The sequence below is a fragment of the Microcoleus sp. Aus8_D2 genome (assembly GCF_036702665.1).
Lineage (GTDB): Bacteria > Cyanobacteriota > Cyanobacteriia > Cyanobacteriales > Microcoleaceae > Microcoleus.
In genome coordinates, this window is sequence record NZ_JAUBUN010000005.1 from 150,240 (window position 1) to 170,199 (window position 19,960).

Sequence of the window (19,960 nt, forward strand, 5' to 3'; positions counted from 1 at the left end):
CAATCTAGATGCGGACTGAAGTCCTCACTACGAACTAATCTGGATGCGGACTGAAGTCCTCACTACGAACCAATTCGATCTCGGTCATTGAAACAAGCATAAATACGATGAATTATTTCAAGCCTTTGTTAATTTTTACAGCCTTTGCAGCGGTTCTCAGTTTGGGGAAAACTGGGAGCATAGCTGCTGTTTGGAATATCTCTGAGACTGAGCCAAGTTCGCAGCTTCACAGGGTGCAAATAGCAGCAAAGAGCGATCGCAATTTCAAGACTTCAAAAGGTACATTAAAAAAAGGCAGTGTCCTATCTGTCGATCCAGATGAGGTTACGGGCATACCAAAAGCTGACGCGCAGAAGCTTTTCATTCTGAATAAGATATATCGAGTTCAGGAAGGCACTACCGCTGACGATTTATTTATTGTGGATGAGAAAGCAAAAAAATGGGCTGTAGAGAATGTCTCTGACGCGACAGAGGGTGCTACCACTCGCAGCGTCGCCGAGATAGTCTCTGGTAAGGGGAAAGTCTGGGCGCTGATCCAGAAGTTCTAAACTCCAAAAAAACGCCGCTTTTAAGGGCGGCGTTTGTATCAATTAAAGATTTAAAATGGTATAATTCCCCTTTTAAATTTTTCAGCTATTCTGCATTTAAATTGTATGTCAATACATAATCAAACCATGAGTGGGGCGTTGCTCCGAAGCCGCCCCGAATATGCAATTTAAATGCACAACAACTTATCGATTAACAGTCGTAGTACAGAGCAAACTCGTAGGGGTGAGGACGCAACCGCATCGGGTTGACTTCGTTGTCGAGTTTGTAGGAAATCCAGGTTTTGATGAAATCTTCGGTAAAGACGCCTGTTTCAGTTAAGAAAGCGTGGTCTTTTTCTAAAGCTTCTAAAGCGCCTTCCAAGGAACCGGGAGTTGAAGGAACTTTGCTCAATTCTTCCGGAGAAAGATCGTAGATATCCACGTCCAAAGGTTCGCCCGGATCGATTTGATTCTTGATGCCGTCTAAGCCTGCGCACAGCATGGCTGCAAAGGCTAAATAAGGGTTGGATGTGGCGTCGGGACAGCGGAATTCTAAGCGCTTGGCTTTGGGGTTGGTTCCTGACAGCGGAATTCGCACTGATGCCGATCGATTTCCTTGAGAGTAAGCTAAGTTTACAGGCGCTTCAAAGCCCGGAACCAACCGCTTGTAGGAGTTGGTTGTGGGGTTGGTGATTGCCAAAAGTGCCGGGGCGTGCTTGAGAATGCCGCCGATGTAATGCAGTCCCATTTGGCTGAAACCTGCATATTGATCGCCTGCAAATAAGGGTTGGCCGTCTTTCCAAATCGACTGGTGAACGTGCATCCCGGAACCGTTGTCGTTAAACAGCGGTTTCGGCATGAAGGTGATGGTTTTGCCGTATTTTTTGCCGACGTTTTTGATGACGTATTTGTATGTCATCAAGTAGTCGGCGGCTTGGACTAATGTTGCAAAGCGGAAACCGAGTTCGCATTGACCGCCGGTGGCGACTTCGTGGTGGTGTTTTTCGATTGGTACGCCACACTTGGCCATTGTCAGCAGCATTTCAGTTCTCATGTCTTGAGAGGTATCGGTTGGTGCTACTGGGAAATAACCTTCTTTGTAACGGGGTTTGTAGCCGAGGTTGCCGCCTGCTTCTTCTTTGCCGGAATTCCAGCGACCTTCGATCGAGTCTACGTAATAGTAGCCGGAATTTTGGGTTTGGTCGAAGCGAACGTCGTCAAAAATGAAGAATTCTGCTTCTGGGCCGAAGAATGCTGTATCGCCGAGACCGGTGGTCAGCAGGTAGTCTATGGCTTTTTGGGCTATGGTGCGGGGACAGCGGCTGTACGGTTCGCCGGTGCGGGGTTCTTTGATACTACAGATGAAGCTGATGGTGGGTTCTGCCATGAACGGGTCCATCCACGCGGTGGTAGGATCGATGACCATTGTCATGTCTGATTCGTTGATGGCTTTCCAGCCCCGAATGCTGGAACCGTCGAAGGGTACGCCGTCGGTGAAGGCTGTTTCGTCGATTTGGTCGTGGTACAGGGAAAGGTGTTGCCAGATCCCCGGCATATCGATGAATTTCAGGTCAACGATCTGGATCTTATTTTCTTTTATGTAGTTTAAGGCTTCTTGGGGTGTCTGGAACATGACTTACTCCTGATATTGGTTGTGTCTTGGCGATCCTCTTCGAGGGCTTCGCTAACGGCAGATTTCAGACTGTTTGGGCGATCCTAGGCCTTCAGTACCCACATCTTTGTAGCAATAGATACAAAAATCTAAGTAAGCCCAGTGCGGCCGGGCAGTTCGTGATGCTTGCCCTGTCGATGTTTCGGCTGAAGATACAAGGTAAACCACCCTATTTTGGGGCTGTTTGCCGGAGATTGACTGCCGATCGTAAAATCCTATCTCAAATCTTAATCAAACACCGATTTGTAGTAGTCTACAATAGGCGGTCTGTCTCAGATAGCAAAGTATTGATAAAGATTTTTGGGAGAGAAACTTATGCGCGATGCAGTGACGAGTCTGATTGAAAATTATGATGTTGCTGGTAGGTATTTAGACCGAGATGGTATCGATCGGTTGAAGTCTTATTTTGCAACAGGCACAGCACGGGTACAAGCAGCAGCAGCGATTAACAGCAATGCTGCGGCAATTGTCAAGCAAGCTGGTATTCAGCTATTTGCTGAACAGCCCGAACTGATCCGTCCCGGTGGAAATGCCTACACGACTCGCCGCTACGCGGCTTGTCTGCGAGACATGGACTACTACTTGCGTTACGCTACTTACGCGCTGGTGGCTGGAAGTACCGATGTGCTTGACGAGCGCGTGCTGCAAGGTTTGCGGGAAACTTACAATTCTCTGAGCGTTCCCATTGGCCCGACGGTGATGGGGATCGGGATTATGAAGGAGATGGTTAAGGCTCAAGTGGAAGCTGCCGGCTTGTCTGTCGGGCCTTTTCTGGAACAGCCTTTTGATTACATGATTCGCGAATTGAGCGAACAAGATATTTAAGTCAAGCAAGCTGGTTCTTTTAGCAGCAAATTGCTTTTGTGGCTTGCAATTAGCAAGCAGGAGTTTGAGCGATCGCTTTTTTGCCTTCACAGCAGAAAAGCGATCTTTTTTTATGGGTTAAAAATCGCCAACGGCTCCCCAGACTAGGCATTTGTCCAAGGGATTTTTGGTTTGGCGGCGGTTGATTTGCTCGGCAGTTATTACTTCTACTTCGCCGTTGGGGTAAAGAATGTGGATGATGTTACCGCTGACGAAGGCGAGGGGATTTTCTTGACAAATGCCCGAATCTCTGATAGGAAAGTTAATTGTTTTCATGGTCGATCGCCCTGATTGTGTTTGTAGTGCATTCCCCTGTACTTACATAATCCGCTATTTGCCAAACTTTTTATGTGATTCTACGAATGTCGATCGGTGATCCAACTACACACGCAGAGCGATCTCAGTCACATAGTGTGAGGTAGGGGCGATCGGCTATCAAGGCTCAAAACACCAGACAAATGGGGATATTCGATCGCAGTACCTCGGAAAACCACAATGGTAGCCAAAATCCGCAGTCGGGTTTTTGCGTAAGTGGTAATCTGATACTGTCCTAAAACCTATCCGTACAGATTAAAAACCTTGGCTAAACAGCGACTAGACACTTTATTGGTAGACCTAGATTTGTGCACTTCCCGACAGCAAGCTCAGGCTTTGATTCGGACTGGGAAAGTCTCTATCGACCAGCAGGTAATTGACAAACCGGGGACTGAGGTTGACATTGCAGCAAACATTCAGATTAAAGAGCGATCGCGCTACGTTTCCAGAGGCGGGGACAAACTAGCCAAAGCTTTAGAAGTGTTTGCGATTCCCGTGGCGGGCAGAATTTGTCTCGACGGCGGCATTTCCACAGGCGGCTTTACCGACTGTCTGCTGCAAGCCGGCGCGGCCCTCGTGTACGGGATAGATGTGGGCTACGGGCAAGCAGATTGGGGCTTGCGCAACGATCCGAGGGTAATTTTGAAAGAACGCACCAATTTGCGGTACATGACTGCTGCGGAGCTTTACGGGGAGTCACCGCGAGCAGATTTGGCGGTAGTAGATGTGTCGTTTATTTCCCTAGATAAGGTTTTACCGGCGCTGTGGGAATTGCTGGCACCACCGCGAGAAGCAGTATTGTTGGTAAAGCCGCAGTTTGAAGTTGGGCGCGATCGCGTCGGGAAAAAAGGCGTAGTGAGAGACTCAGCAACTCAAGCCGATGCGATTTTTCAAGTGTGGAAGGCAGCCACAGCTTTAGGATGGCAGGAAAGAGGCTTAACCTGGTCGCCTTTACTTGGCCCGGCCGGTAATATCGAGTATCTTTTATGGTTGGGGATCGATCGCGAACAGGAATCAGAGCCAAGGGCGATCGAAGAAGGTGTTGTGAAGGAACGGATCGTACAAGTCGCGAAAGCGGCTGCGGGGGAACTTGTCAATCGATTTTAGATTTTCCATTTTTCGATTTTAGATTGACTTCAAAATGTCAAGCCTATCAATTTTAAAAGTCAAATTGGGAACTCCAGATTCATCTAAAATTTCAAGTTGTTTTGTCAATCAGACTCCTAAACTTTCACTTACTGAATAATTCCATGCAGTCATTCAAACAAGTCGGTTCGCTTTTACTGTACGTTCTAGGTGGCATCGGATATCTGGCGAGTGCAGCTACGATTGTAGGCGTTTCAATTCTGATCAAGTTCGCAGCTCTGCTACTAGCAGACAAACTATTATATACAATTCTGATTATAGGCGATTTGTTGAGGGGCATCGAAATTATTGAACTGTTAAATATATTGGTATTTGCTTTTATCGGCATGGGATTTGGGCTCGCCACAAAACTGCTACCCCCTAAATACTGCCGTCAAATTAGTGCGGCTTTGTTGATACCTATAGTTCCCTTAGTTTTCATGAGTACGCCAGCCATCAGATATAATTCTTGGCTGGAAAAAGTAGGAGAATCGGATAATTTATTGCCTGCGGAAACAGCAACATTAACTAACTCATTTTTGAAACGAAAGGTAGGAGTGCCGGGTTTTATCGGTTATTACGTATATACTGGGCAGTTTCCGGTGATTCCGACCAAACAATCTGAGATGAAAGACCTAGATAGCTTTGAAAAAAAAGTTAATTCAAAATTTGTGCAGTTAACAGGTGTTGCTCCGACGATTGTTACTTGGTCAATGCGGGTGTGTTTTTGGCTGATTAGAATATTTTACTTTTGTATCGCGGTAATTGCCACGATCGCGCATTTTAGAGAAGGTGTGAGAATCGCGGGACGATAATACGATTTGAGATTTGAGATTTGAGACTGGAGATTAAAGCCGTAGAGTGGGTCAAATCAGAGCCGATCAGGTTCGCTCCTGAGGACTGAGCGTCCGCATCAGGTTCGCTCCTGAGGACTGAGCGTCCGCATCTCTCAGGTTCGCTCCTGAGGACTGAGCGTCCGCATCTCTCATGACTAGGAATAAAGTCCGAACGCTCAAACCAAGTTGATGATAGCTCGACCGGAAATGGTATTATTTACGATAGCTGCTAGATCGCGATCGCCTTTTTTTAGCTAAAGCAATTTTTAGTTACCAATTTTGAATTCTTGCTGCAAGCGATCGATAATTGTATTGCGCTCGATGGTAGCGAGAATCTCTTGAATGACAGTATCCTGTCCCAGGGGGCCCCAAGTGCAGCCTTTTTCCAAATAAACTTGGGCAGCGCGACCGACAGCGTAGGTTCCGTAGGCTGCTAAACTAGCTTGAGTAACGGCGACTCCGGCGAAGGTAGAAAAGCCGATATGCGGCGCAGCAGCGGCTGCACTTTTGCCAAATCCCAAGAGAAAACTGCTACCTAATTCTCCCAAAAGCACGCCGCCAGCGCTGGAGAAAATAGTTTGCCAAAGTTTCCCAGCTTCGTAACCAGTCATCGGTAAACAGTAAAGTCTGGATAAAGAGCGAATTAAGGCTAAATCTGCGACTGTTGCGCCCATGACATCTAGGAAAGCAACAGGATTTAAGCCGACAGCCAAAGCTTTGTATTTTGCAAATTGCCAGATTAAATCTTCGGCTTCTGTTTGGCGCAATTTGAGAACTTGATGAGCAAGATTTGCTTCGGCATCTCTAGCTTCCACTAAAGCATTAAGTGCGAGGAGCGATCGTCCTTCTCTGTTAAGAATTGTCAAAATTGTGTGCTTGAGTTCATCTATTTGGGGGGGCGGCGACTCCCATTCGTGGGTAACACTTCCATCCGACCATTCTACCCGCACTTGCACCGGTGCGGGTTCGGCGGCTACCATGACTATTTCTAAGGATTTGGCAATTTTAGCGGGTGGTTTTGCTGTAGATTGATGAGGAGGGATGTTGTTTTGGCGATCGTCCAAATCGTCCAAATCTTCCTTATCTGTTACTGCCTCGGCTGCTGACTGTTCAGAATTTCCCAGCGCTTGCAAACTTTGGTAAATAGCTTTTCTGTCTAATTCTGGATACAGGTCAATTTTATTAAAAACTAAAATTAGCGGTTTTTGAGCTGTTTGCAATTCGCACAAAGCTTGATATTCAGTGCGAGTGATATCGCCAGCTACAACAAACAGAATTAAGTCAGCTTGGCGAGTTACTTGTTTCGCCATTTCGCCGCGCACTTCCCCGCCAACTTCATCAAGTCCGGGAGTATCAATTAACTCAACTTGAACCCCCCCCGGCCCCCCCTTACCAAGGGGGGGTTCCAGAAGCCCCCCCTTACCAAGGGGGGGTTGGGGGGGTTCTACGCTGTCAAGGAGGGGTAAAGGCACACTCCAACGTACCGAACGCGGCCACTGAGTCACGCCGTTGAGGGGGCCTGTTTGCAGGATTTTTTGACCTAACAGCGCGTTTAATACGGCTGATTTGCCGCGGCTGACAAGACCAAAGGTAGCAATGCGAATGACATTATGGTCTAGTTTTTCCGAGGTAGAAGTTAAAATATCTAATTGATTTTGCAGCGCCGCTTCTAATTCTGTGTTGTTGGAGTTTTTTTTGCCTTGGCGCAGGTAGGAGTACCGCGCGAGGGCTTGGCGCAAACTGGCGCGGGCTAGGGATAAGCGATTTTCTTGGATGGAATTGTCAGCCATTGGCGATCGGCTTTTTTAAGCTATGTAATTGAGCGTAGAAATATAACATTCTATTTCTTATTTTAATACAAATTTTGATAATTTTCTAGCTTTTATTTGGGAGTTAGGTAGGAAAACGGCCCTGCCAATATGTGTCAGCTTAAGACAAAAACTTTTGAGAAATCTCGTCTGTAGCCCAGGCCAGATCCCCCTCGCATCCCCCGAAAGCAAGGGGGACTTTGATGATGACTTCCGGTTCCCCCCTTGTTAAGGCTACCCTGTACACACAACTTGAAAAACTAACGTCATAGTCCTTCGATCCCCCTCGCATCCCCCTTAAAAAGACCCACTTTGATGATGATTTCCGGTTCCCCCCTTGCTTTCGGGGGGCGCCGGGGGGATCTAGGCCTAATCGTCCAACAGACAAGGTTTCTGGGCACCGGTGCGTCCAGAAGTATTTAATTTGCAGCAGAATTAACAGCCTGGGGCCCAGATGTCTGAGGCGAGAGACGACTTGCAATTTGGTTGACGAAAGATTGCAAGAAGGAAACTTGTTGATTTTGCTGAAATACTGCTTGCAAAGTCTTAGTCAATTGGTCGAGACTGAAAATGCCTTTGGCTGCATTATCCAGTTCTTGACTTTGGAAATATTCAATCAAACTCAGTCCGGCTATTCTGGTAAAATAGGCGGCACTAATTGCCTGGACTGCGCCTCCGGCGGCATAGGTAACAGCATTGCTTTTCAGCATTCCAGTAATAGTTTGGGTAGACAGTTCTACTAATCCGAGTTTGAACATTTGGGTTGCCAAAGTTCCTGCTACTGTCTTAGCTTGGTCTAAGGAAAACTGTCGCTGGTAGATAGCACCGAGGTCGATTACAAGTTGGGTGCTGATGGCAGTTGTTGCTAGCAAGTCTAAGGCGGGAACCGGGTTAGCAAAGACGGCGGCGGCGGCGATATACTGATATTGTTCGATGATAGGTATTGCCCGATCGCGCCTGACGCCATTTAATAAGGTTTTTGCTTCTAATTTAACCGTTGCAGCCTCGCGCACTGCACTCGCCCAGACCAACTGTTGCCGTTCTTCAGTTAAGATTTGAGTGAATCTTTCTGTCAGCGGTTCGAGTTGAGAAACTTGAGTTTCGATCCGTTCTTTAACAGTGCCGTCTGCTTGGTGCTGCCGCACTTTAATCGAATTCGGGGAAGCTGCGATCGCAATTATATCTTCTGTCCCCAATATTCCTTGCATTCTTTGGTGCAACTGCTGCAAAATTTGTGACTGCTGCGCTGGCAAATATTGGTCTAGTTTGTTCAAAACTAGCAGCACGCGCTGACCTGCGGACGCTAGTTGAGATAATGTTTGAAACTCGGAATCCGTGAGATCGCCCGCTGTGAGAAACAGCACTAAATCACCGCCGATTTTGGCATCGGAATTTGTGGTATTGGCAAACAGCGGTGCTGTTTCTGAGAAAATCTGCTGTTGTGGCTGTTGGGATGCCCAATGAGAGTTTAAAACTTGAATTAAGGCAGTTTTCCCGACTGATTTACCACCAGTTACGGTAATCCGCAAATCTTGTCTGTCTAATTCGGCTTTGAGTCGATCGAGCTTTGCCGTTAGATGAGCCGGATTTACCGAGTTTTGAGCTTCTGAGGCGAGCAGTTTAATTGCTGCTTCGGCAGTCGCGATCGCTTTTTCGGCTGCTTCCCGCTTGGCCAGGGGTTGCGGGAGTTCGAGTTCGAGTTTGGGGGATTGTTGTTTCCACCACCAATACCCCGCACCGGCAGCCGCCAAGCCGATGAGTGCCGTTTCGCCCATTTCTGAACCCGAATGCTGTACAGTTTCCAACAGCCACAGCGCTGCTGAAAGTCCTATTCCGCCTATCAAAATTGGTCGCCGCAAGTTAAGTGTCATTTTTCCCTTCCTGTGGGTATTATCGCCAAGCTTAACCTTACCGGGCTTGGCCTCCCTCCCTATATTCCATCGTACCTCTGCGACATCCAAACTGGCGATCGGGCGATCCCACTTTTGGTGCGGGATTTCCGGCCTGCTGTACAATAGACATCTCCATAAATTCTTGTGGAACAGGCAGGATGCCTGTTCAAAACAGACTTTTTTGCCAGAAATCTAATCTACTTTTTGCACTTTGAGAAACGGGGGGTATAGGACTGAAGTCCGAACGATCAAACGAAGAGGTTTTTCTATTAGATTTTTTATCTAAAATAGTTGATTTTATTGGTCGGTTAATTATTCTGGAAACTGCGCTTTAAAAACATCAATTATCTCTGCGGGAATTGCTCGCGGTCGCATTGTCGCAATTTCCACCCACACCCAAAGCGCCTCAGCTTTTAACAAGATTTCGTCACTCCCATTCGAGCGAATTTCGTAGCGGCGAACGGCCCGCGGCCCGCGCATCTGTTCGATCCAAGTCGAGATATCCAGTCTATCGCCTGCGGCTGCCGATCGCAAATAATCAATTTCTATCCGCCGCATTACAAATACCCCGCCCAATTCCCGGTAGCGGTTTAGTGTAAATCCCAAGTGTTCCAAATGTTCGATCGCAGCGTTTTCTAAATAATGCTGGTACACTGCATTATTAACGTGACCCAGGGCGTCCATTTCGTAATGGCGCACTCTAATTTGTGCAGTAAATGGTGTCAATTGCTCACCTTTCCACTTGTTGCGGTATTTTGGAGTTCCGACTGCGATCGAGAATTCCAGCCCAGACGCGATCGCAACTGATTGCACGTTACAGTAAAAAATAGTTGAAACGCTACTGCTTCCCGGTTAATCTTAGTAGGCGAGGGTAGGCACGGGGGCACTACCCCTACTACAAAACCTTCATTTCGAGAATGAAACAGCCCTGTAAATCTGATGGGTAATTATCTAATCTCCCAGACAAATTCCCAAACCGCGGGCCGTTTTAACCAGAGTACCGTCGAAGTCTACAGGTCTGTATTTGGCGATCGCATCTTCCAACGGAACACTCACAACTTCCCGCTGTTGCCAAGATACCATGCGGTCAAATTTCTCTTCGGCAACTAAATCAACTGCTGCGACGCCAAAAGCCGAAGCAATTAATCTTTCTAGGGGAGAAGGCATTCCCCCGCGTTGAGTGTGTCCCAAAACTGTGACGCGAGTTTCTGCACCGCTACAATCAGAAATTGTATCAGCTAAATACTGACCTATGCCGCCTAATCGACTTTGACCTAAGCGATTTGTGTGCATTACTAACTCGCCTGCTTCTGTCCGCACAGCCTCCGCTACTATAATTAAACAGTAGTTTTTTCCGCGTTGTTGGTGTTCTTGAACTTTCGCGCAGATTTCGGAAATTTTGTAAGGAATTTCGGGAATCAGAATGATATCAGCACCCCCAGCAATTCCGGCACTGATCGCAATATGTCCGGCATCGCGTCCCATGACTTCAACAATCATGACGCGGCTGTGACTCGCCGCTGTAAAATGTAAGCGATCGAGTGCTTCTGTGGCAATATTGACAGCAGTATCAAAACCGATCGAACGCTCGGTAATACCGACATCATTATCAATAGTTTTAGGAATAGCAACTAAATTCAAATTGCCTTCTTTAGCAATCTTCCTGAGAATGGCGAGACTGCCATCGCCACCAATGCCAATTAAAGCATCCAAACCTAGTTGATGATAGCCTTCAATAATATCATCAGAGCGATCGCGCAAACTGCCATCCGGCATCGGGAAAGCAAAAGGGTTGCCCTCATTTGTCGTCCCTAGCATCGTACCGCCAATGGTGAGCCAGGAGTCTACTTTCTCCACATTTAAGGCAATTGCTTCAGGAGGACGACTCATCAACCCTTTGGTGGCTTGACGAATCCCCATCACTTGCCAATTGTATGTTCCCGTTGCGCGGTAGACAACGGCTCGAATCACTGCATTTAATCCTGCACAGTCACCCCCGCTGGTGAGAATGCCGATACGTTTTTGTTCTCCCATAATTAAGCCAGACTTTTGTTCCTCAGAACATGGTTGATATTTTTAGATTCCGATTCGTCCAATCCTGATTTTCGACGTAAGTAGGTACAAATCAACTTTACTCTGTAACAGAATGTAAAGCTATAATAACCTTTGTGATTGCTTCGTTTCACTTTGTTTCACTGGCAATGACATACTTATGTATTTTCAAGCTTCAGCGACCTAATTGAGCAGCTCATCTCTGATGCACCCTACAAGTTCGATAGCCAACTTTCGTAGCGTCCCAAATCACCGTCTCAAATACAACATCAATTTTACTTGGGATTGAGGCGTTTAGAAACTTGGTTGATGATACCGCTGAGAATTGCACCGCCCATCAGAATACCGAGGGCGGGATTAAATACGGGCTGCCAAAGACTGTACCATAAATCGAAACCGAGATTCACGCCAGTCGATCGCCCTGCTACTGCGATCGCAAACCACGCAAAAATAGCCAAGACGAAAAACACATCAGCGACTAAAATCAAGTTGAGGAAGTTAAGAATTTTATCTTTCATGGTTGATGGTTCCTTTTTGAGTGTATATGTGTCAAGTTTTGGCAAGAGGTTGGTAAGGGAGCCGATGGATAGCTGCAACAGGCGATCGAATCAAGATAAAATAAAATATCATTCAATTGTTTTCGCATACTTGTGGTCAAAATATGGTTCGTTATACACTTCCTCAAAGCCCCGAAATTATTTTAACCGTCAAAGGGAAAGATTCAGCGAAAGCCCGCGAAGAAGCAATGGATCGGCTGATGCTGTTGATGGATGAAGGTAAGCTACCTACAGAGCTCGCAGAAGGATTTGGGCCCAAGCAGTTTGTTGAAGTTATCGAAGATGCTGCTGTGTCTGACGGCGACGACGCAATTACTGAAGCAGTGCAGATTTTGAGCAATTTGGCAAGTCTCAAATTGAAGGTGATGGAATCCCGGGAAGAAGCCCTAAAAATCCGGGAGGCGATCGATATTTTGTTTACAGATGAGCCTGTGAGTGCGGAGGAAATTGGTCGTCTGAAAGACGGTTTCAAGGTTCTCAAAAACTTCGCTCAAGCTAATGTTCGCTATCGAGAAGCTAGAGGTAAAGCTGAAGAAGCGCGGGCAATTCTCGACGAAGCTTTGCAATCTGTGGAAGCGGAAAAAAAGGCACAGAAGTCTGCAAAATAGTAGCTAACTTTAGGGTGCGGAGCGGGCGCAAATTCTTAGTTTGCGATCGTCATATTCTGACAGTACACGCACCCTACAATAACTACAATAAATTTAAAAAAAATCAGTCGTAGGGTGTGGATCCACAAACAATCTCTAGCTACCTCTCGACAATTTAAGAGATCCGCACCCGATCGCAATGGTATTATACACAAAGATAACATTTATTGTGTAGCAATTTTTGGTCAAAATGGTATAAATATTATGAGCGAACAACAAACAGGAATTGTCAGAAACACGATGACAGGCAGCTTAGTGCTGGCGAAAAAATTAGGTTTTGAGCCAAAAACTGTGATTGATGTCGGTGCAGCCTTGGGAACATTTAACCTTTACGAAACTTTCCCCAATGCGCGACATTTGCTAATTGAACCCATCGTCGAAAATGAACCTTACCTCGCCAAAATTTGCCGCAAGCTCAAAAGTGCAGAATACATTATTGCTGCTGCGGCCAAAGAATCAGGAGTTTTAACTCTCAGCGTCAGTCCCGGGATGTTGCACTCTTCGATTTCGGAAAATCCCATTACTGACAGCAGCAATCCTTTTTTGAGAAACATCCCAGCAGTTACCCTGGATGGAATATGCAGGGAAAGAAATTTGCCAGGCCCGTATTTAATTAAAGTTGATGTAGACGGTAAGGAATTAGATGTTTTAGCGGGAGCAACTGAGATTTTGCAGCAGACTGAATATGTAATTGTAGAAGTTACTTTGTTCGGTCAGATCTATGAGGTAATGAGTTTTATGAAGTCTCAAGGATTCGCAGCTTACGATATTGTTGATTTGGCATATCGCCCGGTTGATGCAGCTTTGTGGCAAATTGATATGGCTTTTGTTAAGGAATCTGGTCAATTTAGAAGAGATACCAGTTACGCGACAGGAGAGCAGGATATCGAAGCACTTAACTTGCATCTCAAAGCTTATCGTGAAGATTTTATTAAACATATTGATACTCATTACAGCGACCCTGTAGAGCCGGAACCGCAGGTGAGTCAAGCAGTTTTGAGCGATGATTGTGTCATTATTTGAGATGTTGAAAAAACACGCACTCTAGGTTCGTAGTGAGGACTTCAGTCCTTTGAGTGATGCGGACTGAAGTCCTCACTACGAACCTCTCTATCAACTTTAAAAAGGCTGTTAATTTTGTTTGAGTGATGCGGACTGAAGTCCTCACTACGAACCTCTATACTAACTTAAAAAAGGCTGGTTAGTCCTCTTGGAGTGATGCGGACTGAAGTCCTCACTACGAACCTCACTAGGAACTTATAGTTACAAATTTAAAAATGGTACGTTTACTATTTCTCCGGTAATTTCTCCCACCTGAACTTTTAACCCTTCGCCTCCGGCTTTGGTGCGGATGTAAGCAAGACCAAAAAAGCCGGATTCGGTTTCGGTAAAACTGGTGAGTTTGCCGACTTTTTCTTCTCCGATTGTGATGATTGTTCCGGGTTCAACGGCGCCGCTCAATTGCACGCCCCAAAGTTGCTGTTTGACTCCTTGGTAGGTGTTCAATCGGGCAATTGTTTCTTGGCCGATGTAGCAGCCTTTGTCATAAGTAATTGTGTGTAAAAGGCGGGCTTCTAGGGGGTTGTAATCGTCTGTGAGTTCAAAATCGGGTGCGGGGCGGCCTTGTTCGATGCGCAGTTGTTCCCAAATTCGATCGCCCATCGGTACGGCCCCAGCTTTCACTAACTCAGTCCACAAGCGGGCTGCGTCGCTAGCTGCTGCAATTAACGTGTATCCAGAAGTTGCTAAACCGCTACCAACAGCAACTCTAACCCCTCCTTCATCCCCCGAAAGAGGGGGGGTTTCGATCAATTTGTGAGTAGCGTAGGATTGATTTTCTAGTTCGGTAACTCCGAGTTTTTCTAGTAGTTGAGTGCTTTCCGGGCCGAGGAGACTGAAAGCAACGGTTGTATCGGTTAGATCTGTTAATTCTACGCGATCCATGGGGAAAATGTAGCGATCGAGCAATTCGAGCAATTGGCGGCGGCGGTTGGCTGAAACTAGCAATATGACAGCATCTTCTGTAGCATAGGCTGTCGCGAGGTCGATCGTCCTAGCCGTAGAGGTGACGAAAACGGTGTCGCAACCTTGACCGGGTTTGAGTATGTTAAAGTTATTGGTACTTTGATTGTGCAGGAACCGCAGGCGATCGCTATCGGAGATTTGAATCCGTCCCCAGTGAGTGCGATCGCACAAAGCCACACCTTGTTTAGTTGCTGCGATGGCTGCTGCGTCGTTACCAAAAGTGACTGGGACTTTTTCTGTGGTTGCTAACGAAGCAAAAGTAGCACCGGCGGCGGCTTGAATGTCGTGCAATTCTTGAATTAGCATAGGATTTGAGATTTAAGATTTGACCCTGTATTGAATAATTAATGCTTAGTTTTGAGTTTAAGTTGGCGATCGCACTCAGAGGCCAAGAAACCGGGTTTTTTACAGAATCTCCTCGCTACAACCAAGTATTCTCCCGAAAAAACCCGGTTTCCCATCCCCCATGCCCGATGCCCCATGCCCCATGCCCGATGCCCCATGCCCCATGCCCGATGCCCCATGCCCGATGCCCCATCCCCCATGCCCGATGCCCCATGCCCCATGCCCGATGCCCGATGCCCGATGCCCGATGCCCGATGCCCCATCCCCCATGCCCGATGCCCGATGCCCCATGCCCGATGCCCCATCCCCCATGACTACTGACTCAAATTAGCAAAAACTTCTTTTATTAATTGACTCGCTTTGGCATCAAGCCGATTCCAGTCTACATCGCCAGTGTCCTCGTCAATTAAACAAGTGTCAATTACAACTTCCTGGCTTTGCATTTGAGCGTGGGCTGGCTGGTAGTTGACAAAGCAGACTCGATAGCAAAGTTCCCAAATATCGACGGATCTGCGATCGCCTTGATGCTCTAAAATTAGTTGATAGCCGGGAATCGGAACCTGTACTTCTTGATAAGTTCCTGTCCAGACTGACTCCTCTAGTTGTTTGCGGATGTTGTCTAGCACTCGGATCATCGCCGGCTGCATGAGCAGTTCAGCTTGTTTCCAGGCGATCGGGCTAGTTATTTTAGGCTTCATATAGTAGACGATGTTAAAAAGGAAAATCAATCAATGAATTAATTTTCCAGCATTGAGTGCCTAGTTGTGGGACATCCGCCACAAAATGTTAAATTTCAGGGCTGTTTCATTCTCAGAAAAACGAGGGTTTTGTAGGGGCTAGTACCCCGTACCTACCCCCACCGTCAAAGAAACCCGGTTTCTCTCGATAAATCTTGGCTTAGCAAAGATCATCTACGCAGAAACCGGGTTTCTGGCCTCATGCGTGTGACTTGGACAAAGAAACCCGGTTTCTAGGATATATCTTGGCTAAAGCCAAGATAATCTATAAAGAAACCGGATTTCTAGTTCCGCTCGTAAGTCGGAAATTGACTTTTGTATGGGCGATGTAGGATTTGAACCTACGGCATCCTGCGTGTAAAGCAGGCGCTCTACCACTGAGCTAATCGCCCAATTGCGCTTACAGGGATTTATCATATCACAGTATCCCAGAAAGATCAACTAGAAAAATCATAAACTTTTAATGCCCTCTGGCCGCACGCACGATCGAATCACCCTATGGAGTTTGCCCCTGGTGGCAGGCGTCACCTTTGGCCACACTCAAAACAGCAATCTGACTTTGCTCGTTTCCGGCAGCTTCCTAGTCGGCGGACTGATGTTTGGCCCGGATTTAGATATTTACTCCTGTCAGTATCAGCGCTGGGGATGGTTCAAATTTATTTGGCTCCCCTACCAAAAAAGCCTGCGCCACCGATCTTTTTTGTCCCACGGGCCTCTGATCGGCACTGCTTTGCGAATCTTGTACCTCGCTATCTGGATCGCCGTTATAGGAGTCTTGGGATTGACGATCGCCGAAAAGATTGGCAACTTAGCCGGAAATTGGCAGGAAGCAGTTTTGGGTTGCGGTCGATCGCTCTTGGAACACTATATCGAATTTATAGCCATCTACGTCGGCCTGGAATTGGGCGCGATGAGCCACTATCTTAGCGATTGGGGTGGCTCAGCTTACAAACAGTTCAAAAAGAAAGGATTGAGCGGGCTGCGTCCTCCTAAGACTATTAAGAGGCGCAAAAGTAAAGCTCCCCGCCGCACGTCTAGCAAATCTAATAGGTGAATTTTAATGTCTAATTCCCACAGTCGATCGCTCGCAGCACTGGAAAACCTGATAGAAGTTGTGGCCTCATTGCGATCGCCCGACGGCGGATGTCCTTGGGATTTAGCCCAAACTCCCGAAACTCTGATTCCGCACATCATCGAAGAAGCCTATGAAACCGCCGACGCGATTCGTAAAGGAGACAAAAGTGCGATCGTTGAAGAATTGGGCGACTTATTATTACAGGTAATTTTGCAAGCACAAATTGCCAGCGAATCCGATCGGTTTACCTTCGCCGAAATCGCTGCGGGAATCACCGAAAAACTGATTCGACGCCATCCCCACGTTTTCGGGGATGCGGAAATTAACAGCGTGGATGAAGTGAACGAAAACTGGGAAAAAATCAAAGCAGCAGAAAAAGGCCTAACTGCGGAAAACCCGCCAACTTTAGCCTCAAAAATGAGCCGTTATGCGAGCACTTTGCCGCCCATCGCCGCGGCGGCGAAAATATCTCGAAAAGCTGCGGAGGTGAGTTTTGATTGGGACAGTGTAGATGGTGTTTGGGATAAGTTTCATGAGGAAATGGCGGAATTTGAACACGCTCTCAAACACGAGGATCGGGCGGCGCAGGAGTCTGAGTTGGGAGATATTATGTTTGTGTTGGTTCAATTAGCTCGCTGGTACGATTTAGATGCGTCGGCTGCTTTGCAGGGAACGAGCGATCGCTTTGTAGAGCGGTTTGCTAGAGTTGAGGCTGCGTGCGATCGACCTTTGTCGGATTATCCGCCAGAGGAGTTAGATGCTTTGTGGCAAAAAGCTAAGGCTTTACTGGCGAAACAAAAGGGCGGATAGTAAGTATTCGTAGGGTGCGTCGCCATAAACAATCCCTTGCATTAAATCGACAATCCGATCGCGACGCACCTTCAGGAGACCCGTGGAAACATACCCAAAATTTGTTTTGTAGTACAATTTTTGATAAATGGTATTAATTTAGTCGTAAAGCTTGGCATCGTTGTAAGGAGAATGTTCGCCAAAGAGGTAAAGAGCATTTGTCGGTTCGATATTCATAAAAACATCGCGTACAATTTGTATATGAATTACCAAAGAGTTTGTCAAACAATTGAGCCTGAATCCCTGGAAGTTCGCAAAGAAATCGCTCTATCTGTAGCGAAAGAATGTATCCAACTGCTCAAGGAAAATTACGCAGCAAAAGAGGTCATTTTATTTGGCTCTTTGGCGGGTGATAGTCCTTGGCATTGGGCCTCGGATCTAGATTTGGCCGTTGTAGGTATTTCAAACGCTCAATGGTGGAAGGCTTACGGTGAACTAGAATCTTTGTGCCCAGGTTGGCTGAAAGTAGATTTGGTACAGTTGGAAGATGCTTCACCCCAGTTGCGCTGTCGGATTTTGAAAGAAAAACCCATGCCAGATAATATGTATTTAGCTCTGAAAACTCGCATTGAAGATGAGATGATTAGAATCGACCAAACTTGGGCGGTTGTGGAAACAATCTTGGCACAAGCTGAGACTCTACCAGCAATAGTTCTAACCCCTAGTTTGGCTAGTTACGTCAGTGATTTGTATGCAGGATTTGAAAGAATTAGCGAGCGAGTGGCTGTTACCTTGGATGGAGGTATGCCCCGCGGCGAAAACTGGCATCAGGAGTTGTTGCGCCAAGTCGCTGAGCCTGGTGGCAAAAACCGTCCTCCGCTATGGCAGGGTTCTATATTGTTAGAACTGGATGATTACCGGAAATTTCGTCACTTAGTGGTGCACAGATATAAGGTGGATCTGCAAGGCGATCGCGTGTTAGAGTTGGCGCGGAATATGCAGCCATTGTTGGTGAGGGTGCGCGCAGCGGTGACGGTTTTTAATCAGTGGCTCGAAAGTCAGGCCGAAGAGTAAACTTTGTTGTAATCTACTCCTGGTAAAGCTTCGCGTCGTTGTAAGGCGGGTGTTCGCAAGCGATGTAAAGGGCGTTTGTTGGTTCGAGGGGTTGATTTGTCACCGGATCGATCGGCTTGAGGACAAAGCATAACAGAGAGAGCGATCGCCAATCCAAGCTTTCTAACTTCCCTCTTTCGTAGCGACTGACAGTCGCATTGCTAATACCGACATCTTTGGGTACAGGTTCTCCGGCTGTCCGAAACAAAGCCGCCTCGTATTCTTTTGTCACCATTTCAGTTTCAATAATTGACCAACCTCGAAGCTCTCTACCTGCTTTCAGAAGCTTTCCCAGTCTACCGCGTCCCGTATCGCTAAATCGCACAGGACGCAGCTTTTCCTGCTCGACTACGGCCTTAAAGTCAAGAAATCCCGGCATTTTACAGTCCTAATTTAATCCTTAAGCGAGCCGTACTCTTGCTCGACGAAAGGCAGCATACAAGATTTCAGCATTACACATCCGGTAAGTTTGTTGCAACTCGTCTGCATTCATGTAGAATGTTACAAGCACAAGTTAAAGAAAACTAACTCAAGCCCCAACTTCAGGAGTGACTCAGCCATGACAGCACTATTTCGCCGCATCGTGCCCTCGAAAAAACTCCGTATCACCGCCCGATCGATCGCCCAATTCCTGAAAATCAGTCAAAATCTGATTAAACGGGTGGAGTGCTGGGCTTACGTAGTGTTCGTGCACCATCATAAAGGCGGACAATTTCTTAGCTACCGGAAATTGGAAGAATGGCAAAATGCGATCGCGCATCAAATCCAAACTTGCTCCACCCTGTCGCAACTCTCGCAGCTCAAAACATCTATTCTGTACGACAGCCGGAAATTCAAAAAACAATATCTTCAAAAAACCCTTGACTTTTTAAATCAAATGTGCATTGATAGACAAGACATTCTAGAAATCTGGGAAAACTCAAACTGCATTGCTTCCTAGCAGAAACTCAGCAAAGTTGCTGGGGTTGCTTTCATAGGGGAATATCGGTATCATTTCTCAAAATTTAGAACTAGCCTTCGGCGTTTCGGCGGTCATTTAATACTTGCATTGAGCAACACCGCCAAAGCTGTAATTTCTCAACAATAAAGGCGGTCAGTATTAGTCTACTCCTCGTAAAGCTGCGCGTCGTTGTACGGCGGATGTTCGCAGGCGATGTAAAGGGCGTTTGTTGGTTCGAGGGGTTGATTTGTCACCGGATCGATCGGCTTGAGGACAAAGCACAATAGAGATAACGATCGCCAGTCTAGATTATCCAACTTCCCGCGTTCGTAACGGTTGACTGTGGCGGCGCTGATACCGACATCTTTGGGTACGGGTTGATTTGTCGCGATAAACAGCGCCTCTTCGTAACCTCTGGTTTTGAACTGCGTTTCGCTAACAGACCAACCTCTGATCTGTCTTGCAGCCTTTAACATCTTACCCAAACGCATCCGCCCCGTCTCCGTGAAGCGAACGGGACGCAATTCCTGCCGATTATCTACTACAGCGTTGTTAGAGAGTGCTGACATTTTTTCCACCTAGGTTAACTCTCAAACTAGCACAGCATCAATGATTGAGGGTTGTCCGAGCAACATTTGAGC

The 19,960-nt window shown here is 46.8% G+C and carries 22 protein-coding genes and 1 tRNA gene; 10 read left to right on the forward strand and 13 right to left on the reverse strand.

Annotation, left to right across the window (positions count from 1 at the left end; genetic code table 11):
• Positions 1 to 107: 107 nt before the first annotated feature.
• Positions 108 to 548, forward strand: coding sequence for a hypothetical protein (locus tag QUB64_RS05890; RefSeq protein WP_333265820.1), 441 nt, complete (start codon positions 108 to 110; stop codon positions 546 to 548).
• 190 nt (positions 549 to 738) lie between these two features.
• Here the strand turns inward: QUB64_RS05890 and glnA are convergent, their stop codons facing one another.
• Positions 739 to 2,160: a type I glutamate--ammonia ligase gene (gene glnA / locus QUB64_RS05895; protein ID WP_333265822.1), complete on the reverse strand. Its 1,422-nt coding sequence runs from the start codon at positions 2,158 to 2,160 to the stop codon at positions 739 to 741.
• A gap of 354 nt (positions 2,161 to 2,514) precedes the next feature.
• On the opposite strand from glnA, the gene apcB reads away from it, so the two are divergent.
• Positions 2,515 to 3,024, forward strand: coding sequence for an allophycocyanin subunit beta (gene apcB, locus QUB64_RS05900; protein ID WP_333265824.1), 510 nt, complete (start codon positions 2,515 to 2,517; stop codon positions 3,022 to 3,024).
• Positions 3,025 to 3,141: 117 nt separating this feature from the next.
• Here the strand turns inward: apcB and QUB64_RS05905 are convergent, their stop codons facing one another.
• A complete protein-coding gene (locus QUB64_RS05905) occupies positions 3,142 to 3,339 on the reverse strand; it encodes a hypothetical protein (protein ID WP_333265826.1) in 198 nt (65 codons plus the stop codon).
• A 303-nt stretch (positions 3,340 to 3,642) separates the two neighbouring features.
• Between QUB64_RS05905 and QUB64_RS05910 the strand changes: the two genes are divergently transcribed.
• Both QUB64_RS05910 and QUB64_RS05915 read left to right on the forward strand, forming a co-directional pair.
• Complete coding sequence (locus QUB64_RS05910) at positions 3,643 to 4,485, forward strand: TlyA family RNA methyltransferase (protein WP_333265828.1); 843 nt, start codon at positions 3,643 to 3,645, stop codon at positions 4,483 to 4,485.
• A 143-nt stretch (positions 4,486 to 4,628) separates the two neighbouring features.
• Positions 4,629 to 5,318, forward strand: a complete 690-nt coding sequence (locus QUB64_RS05915) for a hypothetical protein (protein ID WP_333265831.1) — start codon at positions 4,629 to 4,631, stop codon at positions 5,316 to 5,318.
• Between the two features lie 287 nt (positions 5,319 to 5,605).
• Here the strand turns inward: QUB64_RS05915 and QUB64_RS05920 are convergent, their stop codons facing one another.
• The 5 genes from QUB64_RS05920 to QUB64_RS05940 form a co-directional block, all read right to left on the reverse strand.
• Positions 5,606 to 7,129, reverse strand: a complete 1,524-nt coding sequence (locus tag QUB64_RS05920; protein WP_333265833.1) for a GTP-binding protein — start codon at positions 7,127 to 7,129, stop codon at positions 5,606 to 5,608.
• Positions 7,130 to 7,566: 437 nt separating this feature from the next.
• Positions 7,567 to 9,162 (reverse strand): YcjF family protein, encoded by a 1,596-nt coding sequence (locus tag QUB64_RS05925; RefSeq protein WP_333265836.1) that lies wholly within the window; start codon positions 9,160 to 9,162, stop codon positions 7,567 to 7,569.
• Between the two features lie 189 nt (positions 9,163 to 9,351).
• The gene (locus QUB64_RS05930) at positions 9,352 to 9,765 is read right to left on the reverse strand and encodes an acyl-CoA thioesterase (protein ID WP_333393986.1); all 414 of its coding nucleotides are present in this window, start codon (positions 9,763 to 9,765) and stop codon (positions 9,352 to 9,354) included.
• Between the two features lie 225 nt (positions 9,766 to 9,990).
• Complete coding sequence (locus tag QUB64_RS05935; protein ID WP_333265839.1) at positions 9,991 to 11,073, reverse strand: ATP-dependent 6-phosphofructokinase; 1,083 nt, start codon at positions 11,071 to 11,073, stop codon at positions 9,991 to 9,993.
• A 293-nt stretch (positions 11,074 to 11,366) separates the two neighbouring features.
• On the reverse strand, positions 11,367 to 11,609 hold the full coding sequence (locus tag QUB64_RS05940) for a hypothetical protein (RefSeq protein ID WP_333265841.1): 243 nt from the start codon (positions 11,607 to 11,609) through the stop codon (positions 11,367 to 11,369).
• Between the two features lie 143 nt (positions 11,610 to 11,752).
• Here QUB64_RS05940 and QUB64_RS05945 point away from each other — a divergent pair, with 143 nt between their 5' ends.
• Both QUB64_RS05945 and QUB64_RS05950 read left to right on the forward strand, forming a co-directional pair.
• Positions 11,753 to 12,256 carry a hypothetical protein gene (locus tag QUB64_RS05945; protein WP_333265844.1) on the forward strand — a complete coding sequence of 168 codons (504 nt, stop codon included), beginning with the start codon at positions 11,753 to 11,755 and terminating at the stop codon, positions 12,254 to 12,256.
• 243 nt (positions 12,257 to 12,499) lie between these two features.
• Complete coding sequence (locus QUB64_RS05950) at positions 12,500 to 13,318, forward strand: FkbM family methyltransferase (protein WP_333265846.1); 819 nt, start codon at positions 12,500 to 12,502, stop codon at positions 13,316 to 13,318.
• Between the two features lie 240 nt (positions 13,319 to 13,558).
• Here the strand turns inward: QUB64_RS05950 and ygfZ are convergent, their stop codons facing one another.
• The 4 genes from ygfZ to QUB64_RS05970 form a co-directional block, all read right to left on the reverse strand.
• Complete coding sequence (gene ygfZ / locus QUB64_RS05955; RefSeq protein ID WP_333265848.1) at positions 13,559 to 14,626, reverse strand: CAF17-like 4Fe-4S cluster assembly/insertion protein YgfZ; 1,068 nt, start codon at positions 14,624 to 14,626, stop codon at positions 13,559 to 13,561.
• A gap of 99 nt (positions 14,627 to 14,725) precedes the next feature.
• Positions 14,726 to 14,977: a hypothetical protein gene (locus QUB64_RS05960; RefSeq protein ID WP_333265850.1), complete on the reverse strand. Its 252-nt coding sequence runs from the start codon at positions 14,975 to 14,977 to the stop codon at positions 14,726 to 14,728.
• Positions 14,978 to 14,979: 2 nt separating this feature from the next.
• A complete protein-coding gene (locus QUB64_RS05965; protein ID WP_333265852.1) occupies positions 14,980 to 15,363 on the reverse strand; it encodes a hypothetical protein in 384 nt (127 codons plus the stop codon).
• A gap of 359 nt (positions 15,364 to 15,722) precedes the next feature.
• A tRNA-Val gene (locus QUB64_RS05970) sits at positions 15,723 to 15,794 on the reverse strand.
• Between the two features lie 71 nt (positions 15,795 to 15,865).
• Here QUB64_RS05970 and QUB64_RS05975 point away from each other — a divergent pair.
• The 3 genes from QUB64_RS05975 (at position 15,866) to QUB64_RS05985 (ending at position 18,340) form a co-directional block, all read left to right on the forward strand.
• Positions 15,866 to 16,456, forward strand: coding sequence for a metal-binding protein (locus QUB64_RS05975; protein ID WP_333265854.1), 591 nt, complete (start codon positions 15,866 to 15,868; stop codon positions 16,454 to 16,456).
• Between the two features lie 6 nt (positions 16,457 to 16,462).
• Positions 16,463 to 17,287 carry a nucleoside triphosphate pyrophosphohydrolase gene (mazG, locus tag QUB64_RS05980; protein WP_333265856.1) on the forward strand — a complete coding sequence of 275 codons (825 nt, stop codon included), beginning with the start codon at positions 16,463 to 16,465 and terminating at the stop codon, positions 17,285 to 17,287.
• 240 nt (positions 17,288 to 17,527) lie between these two features.
• Positions 17,528 to 18,340, forward strand: a complete 813-nt coding sequence (locus tag QUB64_RS05985; protein ID WP_333265858.1) for a nucleotidyltransferase family protein — start codon at positions 17,528 to 17,530, stop codon at positions 18,338 to 18,340.
• Positions 18,341 to 18,353: 13 nt separating this feature from the next.
• Here QUB64_RS05985 and QUB64_RS05990 read toward each other — a convergent pair whose 3' ends face one another.
• On the reverse strand, positions 18,354 to 18,758 hold the full coding sequence (locus QUB64_RS05990; protein WP_333265860.1) for a helix-turn-helix transcriptional regulator: 405 nt from the start codon (positions 18,756 to 18,758) through the stop codon (positions 18,354 to 18,356).
• A 180-nt stretch (positions 18,759 to 18,938) separates the two neighbouring features.
• On the opposite strand from QUB64_RS05990, the gene QUB64_RS05995 reads away from it, so the two are divergent.
• Entirely contained in the window at positions 18,939 to 19,319 is a 381-nt protein-coding gene (locus tag QUB64_RS05995; protein WP_333265862.1) for a hypothetical protein, read from the forward strand.
• 164 nt (positions 19,320 to 19,483) lie between these two features.
• Here the strand turns inward: QUB64_RS05995 and QUB64_RS06000 are convergent, their stop codons facing one another.
• Entirely contained in the window at positions 19,484 to 19,888 is a 405-nt protein-coding gene (locus tag QUB64_RS06000) for a helix-turn-helix transcriptional regulator (protein ID WP_333265866.1), read from the reverse strand.
• Between the last annotated feature and the right edge of the window lie 72 nt (positions 19,889 to 19,960).

What these genes read in the sequence shown, in the direction of transcription:
- QUB64_RS05890 (WP_333265820.1), top strand. Translation starts at nt 108, where the DNA reads ATGAATTATTTCAAGCCTTTGTTAATTTTTACAGCCTTTGCAGCGGTT.
- glnA (WP_333265822.1), bottom strand. Translation starts at nt 2,160, where the DNA reads ATGTTCCAGACACCCCAAGAAGCCTTAAACTACATAAAAGAAAATAAG.
- apcB (WP_333265824.1), top strand. Translation starts at nt 2,515, where the DNA reads ATGCGCGATGCAGTGACGAGTCTGATTGAAAATTATGATGTTGCTGGT.
- QUB64_RS05905 (WP_333265826.1), bottom strand. Translation starts at nt 3,339, where the DNA reads ATGAAAACAATTAACTTTCCTATCAGAGATTCGGGCATTTGTCAAGAA.
- QUB64_RS05915 (WP_333265831.1), top strand. Translation starts at nt 4,629, where the DNA reads ATGCAGTCATTCAAACAAGTCGGTTCGCTTTTACTGTACGTTCTAGGT.
- QUB64_RS05920 (WP_333265833.1), bottom strand. Translation starts at nt 7,129, where the DNA reads ATGGCTGACAATTCCATCCAAGAAAATCGCTTATCCCTAGCCCGCGCC.
- QUB64_RS05935 (WP_333265839.1), bottom strand. Translation starts at nt 11,073, where the DNA reads ATGGGAGAACAAAAACGTATCGGCATTCTCACCAGCGGGGGTGACTGT.
- QUB64_RS05940 (WP_333265841.1), bottom strand. Translation starts at nt 11,609, where the DNA reads ATGAAAGATAAAATTCTTAACTTCCTCAACTTGATTTTAGTCGCTGAT.
- QUB64_RS05945 (WP_333265844.1), top strand. Translation starts at nt 11,753, where the DNA reads ATGGTTCGTTATACACTTCCTCAAAGCCCCGAAATTATTTTAACCGTC.
- QUB64_RS05950 (WP_333265846.1), top strand. Translation starts at nt 12,500, where the DNA reads ATGAGCGAACAACAAACAGGAATTGTCAGAAACACGATGACAGGCAGC.
- ygfZ (WP_333265848.1), bottom strand. Translation starts at nt 14,626, where the DNA reads ATGCTAATTCAAGAATTGCACGACATTCAAGCCGCCGCCGGTGCTACT.
- QUB64_RS05960 (WP_333265850.1), bottom strand. Translation starts at nt 14,977, where the DNA reads ATGGGGGATGGGGCATCGGGCATGGGGCATCGGGCATCGGGCATGGGG.
- QUB64_RS05965 (WP_333265852.1), bottom strand. Translation starts at nt 15,363, where the DNA reads ATGAAGCCTAAAATAACTAGCCCGATCGCCTGGAAACAAGCTGAACTG.
- QUB64_RS05975 (WP_333265854.1), top strand. Translation starts at nt 15,866, where the DNA reads ATGCCCTCTGGCCGCACGCACGATCGAATCACCCTATGGAGTTTGCCC.
- mazG (WP_333265856.1), top strand. Translation starts at nt 16,463, where the DNA reads ATGTCTAATTCCCACAGTCGATCGCTCGCAGCACTGGAAAACCTGATA.
- QUB64_RS05985 (WP_333265858.1), top strand. Translation starts at nt 17,528, where the DNA reads ATGAATTACCAAAGAGTTTGTCAAACAATTGAGCCTGAATCCCTGGAA.
- QUB64_RS05990 (WP_333265860.1), bottom strand. Translation starts at nt 18,758, where the DNA reads ATGCCGGGATTTCTTGACTTTAAGGCCGTAGTCGAGCAGGAAAAGCTG.
- QUB64_RS05995 (WP_333265862.1), top strand. Translation starts at nt 18,939, where the DNA reads ATGACAGCACTATTTCGCCGCATCGTGCCCTCGAAAAAACTCCGTATC.
- QUB64_RS06000 (WP_333265866.1), bottom strand. Translation starts at nt 19,888, where the DNA reads ATGTCAGCACTCTCTAACAACGCTGTAGTAGATAATCGGCAGGAATTG.